Raw genomic sequence first — 18,298 nt, 5'->3', positions numbered from 1 at the left:
AGCGCTAGACCCTAACCTCGAACTCGTGCCTGACCTTGGCGATGTCGACAAGAGTCGGCAGGCCAGCTTCGTTGCCAAGACGCTGGATCTTGAAGGTCGAGGCTGCCCGGGCAAAATCGAAATGCTCGCGCCAGCTTTTGCCGGGATGGGCGAGATAGGAATAGACATAGGCGCCATGGAAGACGTCGCCGGCGCCGTTGGTGTCGATCACGCGCTCGCGCGGAATCGGCATCGCCGGCATCACCTGCACCGTTCCGGTCTCGTCGTACCAGAGCAGGCCCTTCTCGCCCATGGTGATGCCGCCGATCTTGCAGCCGCGGCTCTTGAGATAGTCCAGCATCTTTTCCGGCGTGAGATCCATCTGCTCGCACAGGCGCTCGGCGACGATCGCGACGTCGATGAATTCCAATAGCTCATGCGTGTTGGTGCGCAGGCCGCCACCGTCGAGCGAGGTCAAGATGCCGGCCTCGCGGCAGACTTTTGCGTAGTGGATCGCGGCATCGGGCTGATGGCCGTCGACATGCAGCGCGCGGCAGCCGCCGAGATTGAGCATCGGGAAGGGATGGATGTGGTCGTCGTCGCGGCAGCGGACGATGGCGCGCTTGCCGTCCTTGGGCATGATGAAGGACAGCGAGGACTGATTGACCTTCCGCCCATGGAGCGAAATCGCATATTTCGCGCACATGTCCATGAACATGCGGCCGAGCCAGTCATTGGCCGCGGTGGCGATCAGATCGGGCACGATGCCGAGCTTGGCGCAGCAGAACGCCGCGGTCACCGCATTGCCGCCGAAGGAAACCGCGTAGTCGGAGGCCACGTGCTTCTCGTCGCCGGTCGGCATGTGGTCGGTGATGAAGACGACGTCGATATAGGTCTGTCCGATGAAGAGAGCCTGCATTGCTTGTCCGTGATGCGCTTTGTGGTCCCGGCCGGCGTGCTTACTGTAACACCGGTTCCGTCGCGGGACCGCTGAAATTATTCGCAAAACCGCCGCTGGGAGTGCTTGAGGTCGGCATGCGGCCGGAATACGACCATCACCGGGCAATGCCAAGCCCGGACAAACGCCGTCTCTCGGTCCACGGTTCCGGGCCGCTCAACAGGGGGAAGCATGATCACCGGCCTCGATCACGTCGTCGCACTGGTCAGGGATATCGGTGCGGCCAAGGCGGCCTATAAGACGCTGCTCGGGCGCGCGCCGGCCTGGCAGAACTCGGGCGAGGGCGCTGACCGGGTGCTGTTCACTCTCGCGAACATGACGATCGAATTGATGGCGCCGAACGGCTTCAGCGTGGCCGCCGACCGCATGCGCGCGCTGCTCGACGACCAGGAAGGCGTGCTCGCCAGCCTGTGCTTTCGTGTCGCGGACATGAGAAAAATGCACCGGCGGCTGGAGCGGGTGGCGCTCAAGCCGGATCCGGTCGCCGAGGTCGAAAGCAGCGATGCGGAGAGCGGTGCGGTCCTGCACTGGAAGCGGACGCGCGCCGCCACGGAGCTCACGCGCGGCGTGCGCACGTTCTTCCTCGAACTGGCTGATGAGCGTCCGCTTTCACCGGCGACCGATATCGCGCCGATCGATGCGCTCGACCACGTCGTGATCACCACCGAGGACTCCGATCGCGCCGCCGCGCTCTATGGCGCGCGGCTCGGGCTCGATCTGGCGCTCGACCGCTCGCACCAGGATTGGGGCCAGCTGATGTTCTTCCGCTGCGGCGATCTCGTCGTCGAGGTGGTGCGCCGCCCCGTCGCGGGCGGCGATTCCCTGCATGACCGCCTGTGGGGCCTGAGCTGGCGGGTGACCGATATCGACGCCACGCGCGCCCGCCTGATCGCCGCCGGCCTCGACGTCAGCGAAGTGCGCAACGGCCGCAAGCCGGGCACGCGGGTGATGACGGTGCGGACCGGCACCTGCGGCATCCAGACGGTCCTGCTGGAGCGCTCGCCGAAGCCGGTGGATTGAAGTTCAGTCTCTCCCCCTCGTCATTGCGAGGAGCTCTTGCGACGAAGCAATCCAGACTGTCGCCGTGGTGGCAGTCTGGATTGCTTCGCTACGCTCGCAATGACGAAACTATGCGGCGGGCCGCGCGCGTGTTACATCCATCCTGACAGCACCCAGCGAGCAACCGGTTTGGCGAAGGCAAAGCGAACTCTGAAATGGCAGCGCGATCCCGAGGGGATGCGGCTGCGTATTCTCGAAGCCGCCAAGCAGGAGTTCTCGGCGCACGGGCTTGCCGGCGCGCGCGTCGACCGCATCGCGGCCAACGCCGGCGCCAACAAGCGGATGCTGTATTATCACGTCGGCAACAAGGACGAGCTCTATCTCGCGGTGCTCGAAGGCGCCTATGACAAGATCCGCAGCGAGGAGCGCGGGCTCGATCTCGAACATCTCGATCCGCCCGAGGCCATCCGCCGCCTGATCGAGTTCACCTGGAATTATTTCCTGCGCAATCCCGAATTCCTGTCGCTGCTCCAGACCGAGAATCTCGCGCGCGCAAAGCATCTCAAGAAATCGACCAAGGTCAAGTCGATGCACTCGCCCTTCGTCGAGATGATCGGCACCGTGGTGCGGCGCGGTGTGTCCGGCGGCGACTTCAAGGTCGCGGTCGATCCTGTCCAGCTCTACATCTCGATCGCGGGACTCTGCTTCTTCTATCTGTCGAACTCGGCGACGCTCAGCGTGATCTTCGGTCGCGATTTGCTGGCCAAGGACGCCAAGGACGAGCGGCTGGACCACATGGTCGGCCTCGTGCTGGCAGCGCTGACGGGGCAGTCGGCCGCACTGTTAGCTATGACGAAGGCGCCGAAGTCGCGCGCCGCGGTGGCGCAGACGGTTTAGCGGTGTAACTCGCTACAGCTCGATGGATTATCGGCGCTTCTCCGAACTCAGCCGTCATCGTCCGGCTTGACCGGACGATCCAGTACTCCGAGACGGTTGTGGTTGAGCCGACGGGCCGCGGCGTACTGGATTCCCCGCCTTCGCGGGGAATGACACCGAAGACGTGGCGCTGCCGACGCGTCCCTCAAGCCACCCGGAACCCGCCCAAAACGTCGCAGGAAAACCGCTGGACAGTATTTACCCAACGGGTTAATTTCTCGCCCAACGAACAAGACTGCCGGGAGCGAGACGTGGCTGAGCTGAAGCCGCAGAGTGCGGTGTCCAAGATGCTGAATGCGGCCTGGATTCGGCCGTTTTTGTTCCTGGTGTTCATCGTCGTGGCCTGGGATCTCGCCATCCGGCTGTTCAAGATTCCCGCCTACCAGATCCCGTCGCCGGGCGATGTCATTGCGGTGCTGCGCACCGATTGGCCGGAACTGTTGCGCCAGTCCTGGCCGACGACTTATGCCACCGTCTGCGGTTTCGCGCTCTCGGCGTTGTTTGGCATCCCCATCGCGATGCTGATCGCGGGCTCCAAGACCGTGGAGAGCTACGTCTATCCGCTGCTGGTGTTCTCGCAATCCGTGCCGAAGATCGCGATCGCGCCGCTGTTCGTGGTCTGGTTCGGCTTCGGCATCATTCCGAAAGTGATCTCGGCGTTCCTGCTCGGCTTCTTTCCGGTGGTGGTCTCCGCCGTGCAGGGCTTCAAATCGGTCGATCCAGATATGGTCGATCTCGCCCGCGCCATGCAGGGCAGCCGCTTCCAGGTGTTTTGCGCGGTGAACCTGCCGCATGCGCTGCCCGCGATCTTCTCCGGCCTCAAAGTGTCGGTGACGCTCGCCGTGGTCGGCGCCGTCGTCGGCGAGTTCGTCGGCTCCAATTCCGGCATCGGCTATGTGATGCAGCGCTCGATCGGCACCTTCGACCTGCCCACGATGTTCGCAGCGCTCGTGATCCTCGCGCTGCTCGGCGTCATCCTGTTCTGGATCGTGGACCGGATCGAGAAGCTGGTCATTCCCTGGCATGTCAGCCAGCGCGAGGACGTGATTTTCGCCTCTTAACAGCAACCAAAGCAACGAACGGCCGCCAAAGGCCGGCGCAAACAACGATAAGGGAGAGTGACGATGAAGCGGTGGATAGGAGCTGTCTCGGCGGCGCTGATGGTGTTCGCGGCCATGCCGGCGCAAGCGGCCGACAAGGTCGTGCTGATGCTGAACTGGTACGTCTATGGCGAGCACGCGCCGTTCTATTACGGCAAGGCCAAGGGCATCTACGCCGCCGAAGGCATCGACCTCGAGATCCAGGAAGGCCGCGGCTCGGCGGCGACCACGCAGGCGGTGGCCGCCAAGACCGCCGATTTCGGCTATGTCGACGTGCCCACCATGATGCGTGCCGCGATCAAGGGTGCGCCGGTGGTCGCGACCGGGGTGCTGCTCCAGACCAGCCCGATGTCCGCGATGGGTTTCGCCGACAAGAACATCAGGAAGCCGGAGGATATCAAGGGCAAGACGGTCGCGATCACGCCGGCCGATTCCATGACCCAGATCTGGCCGTTGTTCCTGAAGAAGACCGGCCTGAAGGAAAGCGACTTCCAGACGGTTGCCGGCGACGGCCAGACCAAGCTCAACGCGGTCATCAACGGCCAGGCCGATCTCTTGCTCGGCTACGTCATGGACCAGTCCATGAAGATCAAGGACGCCACCGGCAAGGACGTCTATCCGATCAAGTTCGCCGACTACGGCATCAACATGGTCTCCTCGGGCATCATCGCCAACACTGATTATGTGAAGGCCAATGCCGATCTCGTCCGCCGCTTCATGTCGGCGACGACCAAGGCGGTCGAGGCCGCCGAGAAGGAGCCGAAGGCCGCGGCGCAGTCGATCCTCGATGCCAACCCAAAGGGCGGCAAGGTCGACACGCTGACGCAGGGTTTTGAGCTAACCATTCCGCTCTACCGGACTGCTGAGACCAAGAGCAAGCGGCCGTTCCAGGTCACCGACCAGAACATGACCGACAGCGTCAACCTGATGGTCGAATATGGCGGGCTCGATGCCAAGGCCAAGGAGAACCCGAAGGCGTTCTATACCAACGACTATCTGCCGAAGAGCGGTTCGTGAAACCCGCGACAGCCATGAGTGAAACCCTGCAACCGGCCGCGCATCTGAGACTGGTGAGCGACCGGGCTGCGGGCGACGCGTCGGGCATCAAACTGTCCGGCGTGTCGAAGATCTATCGGACGCGCGACGGCGATGTGCCGTCGTTGCGGCCGCTCGACTTTCACATCAACGACGGCGAGTTCTTCGTCGTGGTCGGCCCATCCGGCTGCGGCAAGTCCACGCTGCTCAAGCTGATCTCGGGACTGCTGCCGCCGACGACGGGCGAGATCCTGGTCGAGGGCGAGAAGGTGACGACGCCGCACGGCAATGTCGGCATCGTGTTCCAGAACGCGCTGCTGCTGCCATGGCGCAACATCCTGTCCAACGTGATGCTGCCGATCGACATGAAGCGGCTGCCGCGCCAGACATATCTCGACCGCGCCAAGGCGCTGTTGAAGCTGGTCGGGCTCGAAGGCTTCGAGAAGAAGCTGCCGTGGCAGCTCTCCGGGGGCATGCAGCAGCGCGCCTCGATCTGCCGCGCGCTGGTGCATGATCCCAGGATCATGCTGATGGACGAGCCGTTCGGCGCCCTCGACGCGTTGACGCGCGAGCGCATGAATGTCGAGCTGATGCGGATCCAGCGCGAGACCAGAAAGACGGTGCTGCTGATCACGCATTCGATCCCCGAGGCCGTGTTCCTCGCCGATCGCGTGCTGGTCATGACCGAGCGGCCCGGCGCGGTCGCCGCGATCTACGACGTCCCGCTGCCGCGCCCGCGCTCGCTCGACGTGATGGCCGACCCTGTGTTCACCGAACTCGTACAGCGCATACGCAAGCATTTCTTCTCGCAAGGTTCGCTGGACTAAAGCCATGGCGCTGCGTCTGAAGCTGCGAGATATCGCGTTCTTCGAACGTCCCGTGCAGTTCGCGCGGCCGTTCCGCTTTGGCGCGATCACGATCAACGCGACGCCGCAGCTGTTCGTGCGGGTCGAGATCGAGGTGGAGGGCCGGGGAAGCGCGGTCGGTGCCAGCGCCGAGCTGCTGGTGCCGAAATGGTTCGACAAGCGGCCGGAACTGTCGCCGGCGCAGACTGTCGATGATTTGCGCCGCGCGCTGGAGATCGCGCGGGGGCTTTATCTCGCGCGAACCGGGTTTTTGACGGCATTCGATCTGCATGCCTCGTGCATCGGTGCCCAGGTCGCGACATGTGCGAAAAAGAACATTCCGGCGCTTGCGGCGGCTTACGGCCCCGCCGAAATCGACAAAGCGATCCTCGATGCGCTGCTCCGCGCTGCCGAGACCAATTTTTTCGACGGCATGGCCGGCAACATCGCCGGCATCGACGCGCGGCTTTCGCCCGACCTGAAGGAGACGGATCTCACGACGTTTCTATCCGGCCGGAAGCCGCTGCCGCGTGTTGCCATCAGGCATACCGTCGGCCTCGACGACACCGTTGAAGGCGAGGGCGGGGTGGCCGATGCCCGCGAGAACTCCGGGGCAAGATACTTCAAGCTGAAGCTATCGGGGGACCCCGTCGCCGATGCAGCGCGGCTGGCGCGCATCGGCAAGGAGCTCGATGCGCTGGACCGTGACTACAACCTGACGCTCGATGCCAACGAGCAATATGCCGATCTCGCAGCCTTGCATGAACTCATCGGCCGGCTCGACCATGACACTGCGCTGCGATCGATTTCATCCAGGCTGCTCTATATCGAGCAGCCAATGCCGCGCGATGTTACGAGGCTGTCGCCGCTCGGCTCTCTCGCTGCGCGCGGTTTCATCATCGACGAAGCCGACGATTCCTACGATACGTTTCCTGCGGCACGGGCGCTTGGCTATCACGGCATCTCGTCGAAATCGTGCAAAGGGCTTTACAAGTCCATCGTCAACGCGACGCGCGCGGCGAAATGGAGCGTGGCCGGCGAAAGATTCTTCGTGACCGGCGAGGACCTGACCTGCCAGGCGGGCGTCGCCGTGCAGCAGGACCTTGCGCTCGGTGCCTTCATCGGCATCACCCATGCCGAACGTAACGGCCACCATTACGTCGATGGCTTCGGTGATACGCCCGCCGCGGAGGCCCAGGTTTGCGCCGTCGCGCATCCCGATCTCTACGCGGATGCCGGGCAGGGCATCCGCCTCTCTATTCACAACGGCGATCTCCTCACGGGATCGCTCAATGCAACGGGATTTGCGACGTCGGTCCATCCGGACTGGTCGGCGCTACGCCCGCTCGAACAGCCCAAATCACTGCAGGAGCAATCGGCATGACCACCCAACGCCTCGGCCTCATCATGAACGGCGTTACCGGCCGCATGGGCCTCAACCAGCATCTGATCCGCTCGATCGTCGCGATCCGCGAGCAGGGCGGCGTCCGCTTGAAGAACGGCGACCGCGTGATGCCGGACCCGATCCTGGTCGGCCGCAGCGCCGAGAAGGTCGAGGCCCTTGCCAAGCGCTACAACGTCACGCGCTGGACCACCGATCTCGATGCCGCCCTCGCCGACAAGAACGACACCATGTTCTTCGATGCCGCGACCACACAGGCACGGCCGGGCCTTCTGACCCAGGCCATCAATGCCGGCAAGCACGTTTATTGCGAGAAGCCGATCGCGACGAACTTCGAGGCGGCGCTCGAGGTCGTCAAGCTCGCCAATTCCAAGGGCATCAAGCACGGCACGGTGCAGGACAAGCTGTTCCTGCCCGGCCTGAAGAAGATCGCCTTCCTGCGCGACTCCGGCTTCTTCGGCCGTATTCTCTCGGTGCGCGGCGAGTTCGGCTATTGGGTGTTCGAAGGCGGCTGGCAGGAGGCGCAGCGGCCGTCATGGAATTACCGCGACGAGGATGGCGGCGGCATCATCCTCGACATGGTTTGCCACTGGCGCTACGTGCTCGACAATCTCTTTGGCGAGGTCGAGAGCGTGAGCTGCATCGGCAACACCGACATCCCCGAGCGTTTCGACGAGCAGGGCAAGAAGTACAAGGCGACCGCCGACGACTCCGCCTATGCCACGTTCCAGCTCAAGGGCGGCGCCATCGCCCACATCAACATGTCCTGGGTGACGCGCGTCTATCGCGACGATCTCGTCACCTTCCAGGTCGACGGCACGCTGGGCTCGGCCGTCGCCGGCCTTTCCGACTGCATGATCCAGGCGCGGCAGGCGACGCCCCGGCCGGTATGGAATCCCGACGAGAAGCGGCTGCACGATTTCTACAGCGACTGGCAGAAGCTGCCTGACAACGTCACCTACGACAACGGCTTCAAGGAGCAGTGGGAGATGTTCATCCGCCACGTCTACGAGGATGCGCCCTACAAGTTCACGCTGCTCGAAGGCGTCAAGGGCGTGCAGCTCGCCGAATGCGCGCTGAAGAGCTGGAAGGAGCGGCGTTGGATCGACGTCGCGCCGATTAAGGTCTGAGGAGGGAATAATGAACAAGCCCGTCCAGCCCAAGCCCGTTCCGTCAACGTCGTCCCTGTCGCTCAAGCTGCCGAAAGCCGATCGCTCGATCGAGACCTACCGGCTCGCGGCCTCGCGAACGTTTCCGGCAAAGCTCGAGGGGCCGCTGAGCCGCATCGCGTTCTCGGCCGTCCATACCGTGACCGATCCCTTTGCCGACAACGACCCGTGGCTCTCCGCCGCTGTCGACTGGGACAAGACTATCGCCTTCCGCGAGCACGTCTGGGACCTCGGGCTTGGCGTTGCGGAAGCCATGGACACCGCGCAACGCGGCATGGGGCTGGACTGGCCGACCTCGCTGGAGCTGATCACGCGCTCGGTGTCTGCCGCCAAGCGTCGCAACGCGCTGGTGTTTTCCGGAGCGGGCACCGACCATCTCGCGGTGGAGGACGCCAGAAATATGGACGACGTGATCCGCGCCTATGAGGAGCAGACATCGGCGGTCGAGAAGGTCGGCGGCCGCATCATCTTGATGGCGTCGCGCGCGCTGGCGAAGCTTGGCCGTAATGCCGACGATTACGCAAAGGTCTATGATCGCGTGCTGTCGCAGGTTCGCGAGCCCGTGATCATCCACTGGCTCGGCGACATGTTCGATCCGGCGCTGACGGGATATTGGGGCACCAACGATCTCGACAAGGCGATGGATATTGCGGTCGCCATCATCAACGGCAACGCCGCCAAGGTCGACGGTGTCAAGGTATCGCTGCTCGACAAGCAGCGCGAGATCGACATGCGCCGTCGTCTCGACAAGCGCATCAAGATGTATACGGGCGACGATTTCAATTATGCGGAGCTGATCGCCGGCGACGTCGAAGGCTTTTCGCACGCGCTGCTCGGCATTTTTGACGCGATCGCGCCGGCGGCGTCCTACGCCTTGTCGCGCCTGGCAGCGGGTGACGAAGCCGGCTTCCACGACGTGCTGGGGCCGACAGTGCCGCTGTCGCGGCACATCTTCAAGGCGCCGACGCGGTTCTACAAGACCGGCGTGGTTTTCATGGCCTATCTCAACGGCCACCAGGACCACTTCACCATGGTCGGCGGGCAGGAGAGCACGCGCTCGACGCTGCATCTGGCCGAACTGTTCCGGCTGGCCGACAAGGCCGGACTGCTCGCCGATCCGGAGCTGGCGACGCGGCGGATGCAGGCGGTGCTCTCAACGCACGGAATCGAATCCTGATGCGTGATTTCTCGTCCGACCATCGTTGGCTGTCGCTCAACACGGCGACAATCCGCAAGCAGGGTGACCTCGTCGAGATCATCGAGGCCTGTGCAAGGCACGGCATCCGCGCCATCGATCCCTGGCGCGATCAGGTCGCCGCCGTCGGTCTCGACCGCGCCGCGCGCGCGGTGCGCGATGCCGGTCTCGACCTGTCGGGCTATTGCCGTGGCGGTCTGTTCACCTCCGACGCATCGCGGCGCGGCGACGTGCGCGACGACAACCGGCGCTGCGTCGACGAAGCCAAGGCGCTGGGAGCCCCCTGCATCGTGCTCGTTGTCGGCGGCCTGCCGCAATATTCGCGGCCGGGCAGCGAGGCGTCGAAGGACATTGCCGGCGCGCGGACGCAGGTCGAGGAGGCGCTCGCCGATATGCTCGATTACGCCAAACAGGCCAAGCTGCCGCTGGCGATCGAGCCGCTGCATCCGGCCTATGCGGCGGACCGCGCCTGCGTCAACACGACGAAGCAGGCCCTCGACATCTGCGACCGGCTCGATCCCGATCGCAGCGGCATGCTGGGCGTCGCGCTCGACGTCTATCACATCTGGTGGGATCCGGAGCTGATGGGGCAGATCGCCCGCGCCGGCCAAGATCGCCTGCTCGCCTTCCATGTCTGCGACTGGCTGGTGCCGACCAGGGACATTCTCAACGACCGCGGGATGATGGGCGACGGCGTGATCGACATCAAATCGGTGCGCGCAGCGGTCGAAGCGCAGGGCTTTGCCGGCTATTCGGAGATCGAAATCTTCTCCAACGACTGGTGGGGTAAACCGTTGGACGAGGTGCTGCAAACCTGCATCGCGCGGCACAAGACGGTGGTTTAGGCCTTCCGGCAATTGTTGCGCGCGGCGGCGCCGATGGCCTGGGATGTCAAATGGTTGCGCGGAATCGCTGGCCCATCCCGCGCCGGTAACCTTCTACTGTGCATGGGGTTGTTTTCGCGATTTTTTGTTTTGATGCCTCAGCCGATCGCGCAGGGCACGCTCAAAAAGCCGCGGAACCGCACCCGTCCGCCCCTGACCGGCTGTCCGCTCACGGCATAGTTCGGGAAGCGCGCCAAGAAGCGCGAGACCGCGATGGCGCCTTCCAATCGCGCCAGCGCCATGCCGGCGCATTGATGCGCGCCGGTGGCGAAGGCGAGATGCCGGTTCGGCGTGCGCGCGATGTCGAATCTCTCCGGGTCCGGAAACTGTGCGGGGTCACGGTTGGCAGCGCCGATACAGAGCGTGATGGATGTGCCGGCTTCGAGCATGACGCCGCCGAGTTCGACCCGCTCCGTGGTCATGCGGTTGCCGAGCTGGTTCGAGCTCTCGTAGCGCAGCATCTCTTCGACCGCAGTCTTGATCAGCTCAGGATTGTCGATCAGCCGCCGCTTCTGATCCGGGTTCCGGTCGAGCGCCACGAGGCCGTTGCCGATCAGGTTGGTGGTGGTCTCGTGGCCGGCATTGAGCAGGAAGATGCAGTTGTGCAGCAGCTCCTTCTCGGTCAGCCGCTCGCCGTTGTCTTCACCCTGTATCAGGCGCGTCAGCACGTCGCGCTCGGGGGTGCCGGGCCTTTCGCGCCGGCGCGCGACCAGCGTTCGGAGGTAGGCGAGGAAGTCCGTCACCGCCTTGTTGCCGCGGGCAGCCACTTCAGGCGACACCACCGGTTCGAGGGCGCCCAGGATCGCCAGCGACCAGTCGCGCAGCGGCGCGCGCTCGTCATGGGGCACGTCAAGCAGATTGCCGATCACCTCGATCGGGATCGAGGCGGCGAAGTCCTCGATCAGCTCGCAATCACCTTTGGCGGCAATGGCGTCAAGCAAGCCGTCGACCAGCTTGATGATGTCAGGCTCCATCCCCGCGATCGCGCGCGGCGACAGCGCGCCCATGATCAGACGCCGCACGCGGGTATGCGCCGGCGGATCGTTGAAGACGAGGCTCGTGGTGTGGTGCTCGTAGAGCGGGGTGTCGCCGTATTTCGGCGCGAACTCGCGCTTCTTGTCCGAGCTGAACGATTTTGTGTTCTTGTAGGTCGTAACGAGGTCGTCATAGCGGGTCAGGAACACGGTGCCGTTGCGCAGGCGCTTGACCGGCTCGTTCTCCCGCAGTGCACGATAGGTCGGGTAGGGATTGTGGTAGAATTCCGCCGTCAGCTGTTCCAGATCGAAACTGGCCGCCAGTTCATTCGCACTTGCGTTCATGCCGCCATACTCGCCGGTTGAGTCCGATATGCTGTATTCGCTCTTTTGAGCGGCTCGGTTCACCGTCTACAGTCGAGCCGCGATTTGCAAGCCGACCGGACAGGAAAATGCACGCCCGCGCTGACGCTGCCGACACGGCCGCCGAGTCCAGCACTCATTGGCCCGACGATATTTTCGCGACCTTGCAACGCTTCGACGTTCGGCAGGTGCCCTACGTGCCCGACGCCGGCCATTCAAAGCTGATCCAGCGCGTGCTGGCATCGTCCACGATGCGCGGCATTCCGCTCACGACGGAGGAGGAGGGCGTGGCGCTTCTCGCCGGCGCCTGGACGGGGGGCCAGCGCGGCGTGCTGTTGATGCAGTCGAGCGGGGTCGGCAATTGCATTAACATGCTCTCGCTGATCCCGATCCTGCGCTTTCCCTTCCTCACGCTGGTGACGATGCGTGGCGAGTGGGGCGAGTTCAATCCATGGCAGGTGCCGATGGGATCGACCACGCAGGGCGTGTTCGAGCTCTCGGGTGTCAAGGTGCTGCGGGCGTCTAACGCAGCCGAGGTGCCGGCCGTGTTAGAGGCGGCGGCCGCGCAGGCCTATAACGCGCTCACACCCACCGCCGTCCTGCTGTCGCAGCGCCTGATCGGCGCCAAGGTTTTCACCAAATGAGCAAGGCCAATCTCCTCGACCGCCGTCAGGTGGTGTCCACGCTTCTCGCGGACCGCAAGGACGTGGTTGCGATCGGCGGCCTCGGCGCCTCCACCAACGACATGTGCGCGGCCGGCGATCATGCGCGCAATTTCTACCTCTGGGGCGGCATGGGCGGGGCGGCGATGATCGGGTTGGGCCTCGCTCTGGCGCAGCCAAAATTGCCGGTGCTGGTCATCACCGGCGACGGCGAGATGCTGATGGGCATGGGCAGCCTTGCCACTATCGGTCTGCAGAAGCCGTCCAATCTCTCGATCGCGGTGCTCGACAACGAGGCCTATGGTGAGACCGGCGGTCAGACCAGCCACACTTCCGTGGCCGCCGACCTCGTCGGCATCGCCAGAGCCTGCGGCATCGGAGACAGCCGGTCTGTGACGACCATGGCCGAGGTCGAGGCCTTCGCCAAATCCGTCCACGACGTCACGGCCGGGCCGCGCTTTGCCAATGTGAAGATCGACAGCGCCAATCTGGAGCGCATTTTGCCCAGCCGGGATGGGACTTACATTCTCAACCGGATCCGCGGCGACCTCGGCTTCCGCCCGATTTAGAACTTGGGATACCTCTAAGAGACGATTCTTGTAGGTTGCATCGCACCATTCGGCTTGACTTTTGCGTGGGTGAGTGCTTACTCACTAGCATGAGCTCATTGCGTATGACGAGCGACCTGAGGCGTCAATTGATCCTCGGCGCCGCAAAGCGTTGCTTTGCCCGACACGGCTATACCGGCACCACGACCAAGAGCGTGGCGGCCGCCGCTGCCATTTCCGAAGCGCTGCTGTTCAAGCATTTCCCGTCCAAGGCCGCGCTTTACGCCGAAATTCTCAGCGATGAATGCGAGGCGGACCCGGCGCTCATGGAGCTGCTCGAACGTGAGCCGTCGACCGCTACGTTGGTCGAAGTGATCCGCGGCATGGTCGGGCATTTCATGCACATCGCCGATGGCCCCGACCAGGAAGAGGCCCAGCGCCTGCGACTGATGACCACGAGTCATTTGGAGGATGGCGAATTTGCCCGGTTGCTATATGCCAAGATCGAGGCGCTGATCGGGGCGGCCTTCGTCGCCTCGCTCGAGCGTGCGGTTGCCGCGGGGGACGCGCGGCCATACAACGGCGAACCGCTCAACCTGTTCTGGTTTGCGCATCACACCGTGATGACGGCTGCGCTGACCAGGCTGCCGGCCACGCCGTGTCTCGCTTACGGCAAGGCGAACGACCTCGAGCGGCAGCTCTGTGAGTTTCTCCTGAGGGGTATCGGACTTAACGACGCCGCAATTGTTTCGCATTTGGGCCGCGATCAGGCCGGTTGTGCGGGCAAGACGGCGATTGCAGAAAGTGCATGACATGAACATCGTGACCGAACACAAGATTTCGGGCGAACCGATCGACAACAAGGCTCCCAAGCGTCCGGTCCGGCCGGTGCTCTGGTTCATCGTCGTCGGCACGCTTCTGGCCGTGCTCGTCGGTGGCCTCGTCTGGTTCAATTATTTCCGCGGCCAGATGATCAAGCAGTTCTTCGCCAACAACAAGCCGCCGCCGGTCGCGGTCAGCGCCGCCGAGGCGAAGTCCGAGGTGGTGCCGAACCTGTTGACCGCCGTCGGTGGTCTCGCCGCCGTGCACCAGGTCGACGTCAGCGCCGACGTCAACGGCCGTGTCACCGAGATCAAGTTCGAGCCGGGCACGCATGTCGAGGCCGGCACACCGCTCGTGCAGATGTTCGACGCGCCGGAGCAGGGCGACCTCGCCAATTACAAGGCGCAGGCCACCGTCGCACAGCTGTCGCTCGATCGCGCCAAGCAACTGGCGTCGCGCCAGTTCGGGCCGCAGGCAACCGTCGACACCGCGCAGGCCGCGTACGATCAGGCGCAGGCGGGTATCGCCAAGACCGAAGCGTTGATCTCGCAGAAGCTGGTTCGCGCGCCGTTCTCCGGCGATCTCGGCGTCCGCAAGGTCGAGGTCGGCCAGTATCTGACCGCCGGCACGGCCATCGTTTCGCTGACGGATCTGTCGGAGCTGTGGGCCAACTTCACGGTGACGGAAAAGGACTCGGGCAGCCTCAAGGTCGGTCAACCGGTCCGGCTGAAGGTCGACGCCTATCCCGGCCGCACCTTCGACGCCAAAATCACCACGATCGAGCCGCAGATCTCGACCGACACCCGTAACATCCGCGTGCAGGCGACCATCGCTAATCCGGAGAAGATCCTGAAGCCCGGCATGTTCGTGACCACCACGGTGGTGCTGCCGGACAAGCCGGCCGTAGTCACCGTGCCGGAGACGGCGGTCGACTACACGCTGTACGGCGACTCGGTGTTCGTGATCACCGAGAAGAAGGAAGCCGACGGCAAGACCAGCCTGAGCGCGGTGCGCACTTTCGTGCAGACCGGCAACCGGGTCGAAGGCCGCGTCGAAATCGTCAAGGGCGTGAAGCCGGGCGACAAGGTCGTCGCCGTCGGCCAGCTCAAGCTGCAATCGGGCGCGGCGGTGTCGATTTCGACCGACCCGGCTCCGCAGATCCCGGCGCAGCCGCCGCGCTACTGACATCGTACACGTTGCAGCATGATCCGGCACGGCCGGGTCACGCGCTTTGCAAGTCAAAGAAATCGAGATCGCCGCGATGCGCTTTACTGATATTTTCATCAAACGCCCGGTCCTGTCGGTCGTCGTCAGCCTGCTGATCCTGCTGATCGGCCTGCGCGCGGCGACGACGCTGCCGATCCGGCAATATCCGAAGCTGTCGAACACGGTCATCAACATCACGACCGTCTATCCGGGCGCGTCCGCGGACCTGATCCAGGGCTTCATCACCACGCCGATCGAGCAGGCGGTCGCCTCCGCCGAAGGTGTCGATTACATCACCTCGTCCTCGGTGCTCGGCACCTCGACGATCCAGGTCTACATCAAGCTGAACTTCGATCCGAACCAGGCGCTGACCGAAGTTCTGGCCAAGACGAACTCGGTCAAATACCTGATTCCGAAGGAATCCAACGATCCCATCGTCACCAAGACCACGGGCCAGACCACGGCCGTGATGTATCTCGGATTCTCGTCCGAAGAGCTGTCGGGCTCGGCGATCTCCGACTACCTGACGCGCGTTGTGCAACCGGTGCTGTCGACCGTCGACGGCGTCGCCTCCGCCGACATTCTCGGCGGCCAGACCTTTGCGATGCGGCTGTGGCTTGATCCTCTCAAGATGGCCGGCCGCAACGTGTCGCCTGCGGATGTCGCGACCGCGATCACCGCCAACAACTTCCAGTCAGCGGCGGGGCAGACCAAGGGTTATCTCATCGTCTCGAACGTATCGACGAATACGGGCCTGACCGACGTCAACCAGTTCAAGAAGATGATCGTCAAGGCCAAGGACGGCGGCTTCGTGCGGATGGAGGACATCGCCACCGTCGAACTTGCGGCCCAAAGCACGGACGCGAGCGTCGCCTTCAACGGCGAGCACGCCATCTTCATCGGTGTGCAGGCAACGCCGCAGGGCAACCCGCTGACGCTGGTCAAGGGCGTGCGGGCGCTATTCCCCGAGCTGGAGCGCAATCTGCCACCGTCGATGAAGATGAAGGTCGCCTACGATTCGACCAAGTTCATCCAATCCTCGATCGACGAGGTCGAGAAGACACTGGGTGAAGCCGTGATCATCGTGATCGTGGTGATCTTCCTGTTCCTGGCGTCGTTCCGTTCGGTCATCATTCCCGTTGTCACCATCCCGTTGTCGATGATCGGCGTCTGCACGCTGATGCTGGCGCTGGGCTTCAGCTTCAACCTGTTGACCCTGCTCGCGATGGTGCTGGCGATCGGCCTCGTGGTCGACGACGCCATCGTCGTGGTGGAAAACATCCATCGTCATCTGGAGGAAGGGAAAACGCCGGTCCAGGCGTCGCTGGAAGGCGCGCGCGAAATCGTGGGTCCCGTCGTCTCGATGACCATCACGCTCGCAGCCGTGTACGCTCCGATCGGTTTCCTCGGCGGTCTGACCGGCTCGCTGTTCCGCGAATTCGCCTTCACACTTGCGGGCTCGGTGATCGTGTCCGGCGTGATCGCGCTGACGCTCTCGCCGATGATGTGCTCGGTGCTGCTGAAGAACACGGAAGAGGGGCGCTTCGCCAAGTTCGTCAACAAGGTGTTTGGCGCGCTGACGCGGTGGTACGGGCGCAGGCTCGACCGCTCGCTCGACTACAAGGCCATCACCGGCCTGTTTGCGGTGACCATCCTGGGGCTCGTCGGCTTCCTTTACATGCACACGTCGAAGGAGCTGGCGCCTGAGGAAGACCAGGGTATCGTATTCGCGGTGACCAAGGCGCCGAAATACGCCAATATCGACTATGTCGATTTTTACGGCGAGAAGCTCGACAAGGAATTCCAGAAATTCCCCGAGACCGATCTGCGCTTCGTGCTGAACGGCATCAACGGCCCGCAGGGCGGTATCGCCGGCATGCTGCTCAAGCCCTGGGAGGAGCGCAAGCGCTCGTCGATCCAGCTGAAGTCGCTGGTGCAGGCCGAGCTCTCCAAGATCGAGGGCGTGCAGGCGTTCGCTTTCAACCTGCCGCCGCTGCCGGGCGGTCCGGGCGGCCTCCCGGTGCAGATGGTGATCAACTCCACCGCCAGCTTCCAGACTGTCTACGAACAGATGGAGAAGCTGAAGGCCGCCGCCCGCAAGAGCGGAATGTTCATCGTCTCCGACAGTGATCTTGCCTACAACCAGCCGAACGTGAAGGTGACGATCAACCGCACCAAGGCGCAGGATCTCGGCGTCAACATGCAGAACCTCGGCAGCACGCTCGCGGTGCTGCTCGGCGGCAACTACATCAACCGCTTCAACCTCGAGGGCCGTTCCTATCAAGTTATCCCGCAGGTGCCGCGCGGCCAGCGGCTCTCGCCGGAATCGCTCGCCGGCTACTACGTGACCACCAATACCGGCCAGCAGCTTCCGCTCTCGACGGTTGTGTCGATCGAGACCAAGACCGAGCCGAATTCGCTGACACATTACAATCAGCTCAATTCAGCGACCTTCTCGGCCGTGCCGATGCCCGGCGTGACCGTCGGTGCGGCGGTCGACTTCCTCGAGAGCGAGGCCAAAAACCTGCCGCAAGGCTTCAGCCATGCTTATCTGGCTGACAGCAGACAGTATGTGCAGGAAGGCAACCAGCTCGCGATCACCTTCGGCTTCGCGCTGATCATCATCTTCCTGGTGCTGGCGGCGCAGTTCGAGAGCTTGCGCGATCCGCTGGTCATCATGATCTCGGTGCCAATGGCGATCGTTGGCGCACTGATCCCGCTGTTCTTCGGCGTGGCGACCATGAACATCTACACCCAGGTCGGCCTGCTGACCTTGGTGGGCCTGATCACCAAGCACGGCATCCTGATGGTGGAGTTCGCCAACGAGCTCCAGATCAACGAGCGGCTCGATCGCCGCTCCGCCATCGAAATGTCGGCCCGTATTCGTCTGCGGCCGATCCTCATGACCACGGCCGCGATGGTGACGGGCCTGATCCCACTCCTGACCGCGACCGGCGCAGGGGCCGCCAGCCGCTTCTCGATCGGTCTGGTGGTCGTGGCCGGCATGTCGATCGGCACGTTGTTCACGCTGTTCGTGTTGCCGGCGGTCTACGTGGTGCTGGCGACCGACCATCGCGCGGCGGCCGATTCCGAGCGGAACAAGCAGGTCAACGACCTCGACCTCAACGCCAAGGCGCTGCGGCCGACCTGAGGCCACCGATAAAGCGAACCCGAGGGCGGCAGCGGCCAATCCGCTGCCGCCCTTTTCTATTTGCCTCGGG

The 18,298-nt window shown here is 63.7% G+C and carries 16 protein-coding genes; 14 read left to right on the top strand and 2 right to left on the bottom strand.

What is annotated here, in order from left to right:
• Positions 1 to 4 precede the first annotated feature (4 nt).
• On the bottom strand, positions 5 to 898 hold the full coding sequence (locus RX329_RS30910) for a sugar kinase (RefSeq protein WP_007593904.1): 894 nt from the start codon (positions 896 to 898) through the stop codon (positions 5 to 7).
• 210 nt (positions 899 to 1,108) lie between these two features.
• Between RX329_RS30910 and RX329_RS30905 the strand changes: the two genes are divergently transcribed.
• From RX329_RS30905 to RX329_RS30865, 9 genes are all read left to right on the top strand, one after another.
• On the top strand, positions 1,109 to 1,957 hold the full coding sequence (locus RX329_RS30905; protein ID WP_247300258.1) for a VOC family protein: 849 nt from the start codon (positions 1,109 to 1,111) through the stop codon (positions 1,955 to 1,957).
• Positions 1,958 to 2,125: 168 nt separating this feature from the next.
• Positions 2,126 to 2,833, top strand: a complete 708-nt coding sequence (locus RX329_RS30900; protein WP_247300255.1) for a TetR/AcrR family transcriptional regulator — start codon at positions 2,126 to 2,128, stop codon at positions 2,831 to 2,833.
• A gap of 290 nt (positions 2,834 to 3,123) precedes the next feature.
• Positions 3,124 to 3,933 carry an ABC transporter permease gene (locus RX329_RS30895; RefSeq protein WP_007593901.1) on the top strand — a complete coding sequence of 270 codons (810 nt, stop codon included), beginning with the start codon at positions 3,124 to 3,126 and terminating at the stop codon, positions 3,931 to 3,933.
• Positions 3,934 to 3,996: 63 nt separating this feature from the next.
• Positions 3,997 to 4,989, top strand: coding sequence for an ABC transporter substrate-binding protein (locus RX329_RS30890; RefSeq protein ID WP_247300253.1), 993 nt, complete (start codon positions 3,997 to 3,999; stop codon positions 4,987 to 4,989).
• 14 nt (positions 4,990 to 5,003) lie between these two features.
• Entirely contained in the window at positions 5,004 to 5,834 is an 831-nt protein-coding gene (locus tag RX329_RS30885) for an ABC transporter ATP-binding protein (protein WP_249802247.1), read from the top strand.
• A gap of 4 nt (positions 5,835 to 5,838) precedes the next feature.
• Entirely contained in the window at positions 5,839 to 7,236 is a 1,398-nt protein-coding gene (locus RX329_RS30880; RefSeq protein ID WP_317244777.1) for a hypothetical protein, read from the top strand.
• Positions 7,233 to 8,384 (top strand): Gfo/Idh/MocA family oxidoreductase, encoded by a 1,152-nt coding sequence (locus RX329_RS30875; RefSeq protein WP_317244776.1) that lies wholly within the window; start codon positions 7,233 to 7,235, stop codon positions 8,382 to 8,384. The genes RX329_RS30880 and RX329_RS30875 overlap by 4 nt, the downstream gene beginning before the upstream one ends.
• A 10-nt stretch (positions 8,385 to 8,394) precedes the next feature.
• Positions 8,395 to 9,600: a dihydrodipicolinate synthase family protein gene (locus RX329_RS30870; protein ID WP_018457057.1), complete on the top strand. Its 1,206-nt coding sequence runs from the start codon at positions 8,395 to 8,397 to the stop codon at positions 9,598 to 9,600.
• Positions 9,600 to 10,463, top strand: a complete 864-nt coding sequence (locus RX329_RS30865) for a sugar phosphate isomerase/epimerase family protein (protein WP_247300244.1) — start codon at positions 9,600 to 9,602, stop codon at positions 10,461 to 10,463. Before RX329_RS30870 ends, RX329_RS30865 begins: the two co-directional genes overlap by 1 nt.
• Positions 10,464 to 10,600: 137 nt before the next feature.
• On the opposite strand, the gene RX329_RS30860 is transcribed toward RX329_RS30865, so the two are convergent.
• Complete coding sequence (locus RX329_RS30860) at positions 10,601 to 11,821, bottom strand: cytochrome P450 (RefSeq protein WP_018457055.1); 1,221 nt, start codon at positions 11,819 to 11,821, stop codon at positions 10,601 to 10,603.
• A gap of 107 nt (positions 11,822 to 11,928) precedes the next feature.
• On the opposite strand from RX329_RS30860, the gene RX329_RS30855 reads away from it, so the two are divergent.
• From RX329_RS30855 to RX329_RS30835, 5 genes are all read left to right on the top strand, one after another.
• Positions 11,929 to 12,483 carry a sulfopyruvate decarboxylase gene (locus RX329_RS30855; RefSeq protein ID WP_018457054.1) on the top strand — a complete coding sequence of 185 codons (555 nt, stop codon included), beginning with the start codon at positions 11,929 to 11,931 and terminating at the stop codon, positions 12,481 to 12,483.
• The gene (locus tag RX329_RS30850) at positions 12,480 to 13,070 is read left to right on the top strand and encodes a thiamine pyrophosphate-dependent enzyme (RefSeq protein WP_085362286.1); all 591 of its coding nucleotides are present in this window, start codon (positions 12,480 to 12,482) and stop codon (positions 13,068 to 13,070) included. Before RX329_RS30855 ends, RX329_RS30850 begins: the two co-directional genes overlap by 4 nt.
• Positions 13,071 to 13,159: 89 nt before the next feature.
• On the top strand, positions 13,160 to 13,861 hold the full coding sequence (locus RX329_RS30845; RefSeq protein ID WP_083926457.1) for a TetR/AcrR family transcriptional regulator: 702 nt from the start codon (positions 13,160 to 13,162) through the stop codon (positions 13,859 to 13,861).
• A gap of 1 nt (position 13,862) precedes the next feature.
• Positions 13,863 to 15,056 carry an efflux RND transporter periplasmic adaptor subunit gene (locus RX329_RS30840; RefSeq protein ID WP_018457051.1) on the top strand — a complete coding sequence of 398 codons (1,194 nt, stop codon included), beginning with the start codon at positions 13,863 to 13,865 and terminating at the stop codon, positions 15,054 to 15,056.
• Between the two features lie 76 nt (positions 15,057 to 15,132).
• Complete coding sequence (locus RX329_RS30835; RefSeq protein ID WP_026233289.1) at positions 15,133 to 18,228, top strand: MexW/MexI family multidrug efflux RND transporter permease subunit; 3,096 nt, start codon at positions 15,133 to 15,135, stop codon at positions 18,226 to 18,228.
• Positions 18,229 to 18,298: the final 70 nt, after the last annotated feature.

This window comes from Bradyrhizobium sp. BWC-3-1 (assembly GCF_032917965.1).
GTDB lineage: Bacteria > Pseudomonadota > Alphaproteobacteria > Rhizobiales > Xanthobacteraceae > Bradyrhizobium > Bradyrhizobium canariense_D.
This window is presented reverse-complemented; position numbering and strand designations above follow the sequence as displayed.

Excerpts from the sequence above, each read along its gene's own strand:
- RX329_RS30865 (WP_247300244.1), top strand. The coding sequence starts at position 9,600 with ATGCGTGATTTCTCGTCCGACCATCGTTGGCTGTCGCTCAACACGGCG.
- RX329_RS30875 (WP_317244776.1), top strand. The coding sequence starts at position 7,233 with ATGACCACCCAACGCCTCGGCCTCATCATGAACGGCGTTACCGGCCGC.
- RX329_RS30835 (WP_026233289.1), top strand. The coding sequence starts at position 15,133 with ATGCGCTTTACTGATATTTTCATCAAACGCCCGGTCCTGTCGGTCGTC.
- RX329_RS30910 (WP_007593904.1), bottom strand. The coding sequence starts at position 898 with ATGCAGGCTCTCTTCATCGGACAGACCTATATCGACGTCGTCTTCATC.
- RX329_RS30840 (WP_018457051.1), top strand. The coding sequence starts at position 13,863 with ATGAACATCGTGACCGAACACAAGATTTCGGGCGAACCGATCGACAAC.
- RX329_RS30845 (WP_083926457.1), top strand. The coding sequence starts at position 13,160 with ATGAGCTCATTGCGTATGACGAGCGACCTGAGGCGTCAATTGATCCTC.
- RX329_RS30860 (WP_018457055.1), bottom strand. The coding sequence starts at position 11,821 with ATGAACGCAAGTGCGAATGAACTGGCGGCCAGTTTCGATCTGGAACAG.
- RX329_RS30885 (WP_249802247.1), top strand. The coding sequence starts at position 5,004 with ATGAGTGAAACCCTGCAACCGGCCGCGCATCTGAGACTGGTGAGCGAC.
- RX329_RS30905 (WP_247300258.1), top strand. The coding sequence starts at position 1,109 with ATGATCACCGGCCTCGATCACGTCGTCGCACTGGTCAGGGATATCGGT.
- RX329_RS30890 (WP_247300253.1), top strand. The coding sequence starts at position 3,997 with ATGAAGCGGTGGATAGGAGCTGTCTCGGCGGCGCTGATGGTGTTCGCG.
- RX329_RS30870 (WP_018457057.1), top strand. The coding sequence starts at position 8,395 with ATGAACAAGCCCGTCCAGCCCAAGCCCGTTCCGTCAACGTCGTCCCTG.
- RX329_RS30855 (WP_018457054.1), top strand. The coding sequence starts at position 11,929 with ATGCACGCCCGCGCTGACGCTGCCGACACGGCCGCCGAGTCCAGCACT.
- RX329_RS30850 (WP_085362286.1), top strand. The coding sequence starts at position 12,480 with ATGAGCAAGGCCAATCTCCTCGACCGCCGTCAGGTGGTGTCCACGCTT.
- RX329_RS30880 (WP_317244777.1), top strand. The coding sequence starts at position 5,839 with ATGGCGCTGCGTCTGAAGCTGCGAGATATCGCGTTCTTCGAACGTCCC.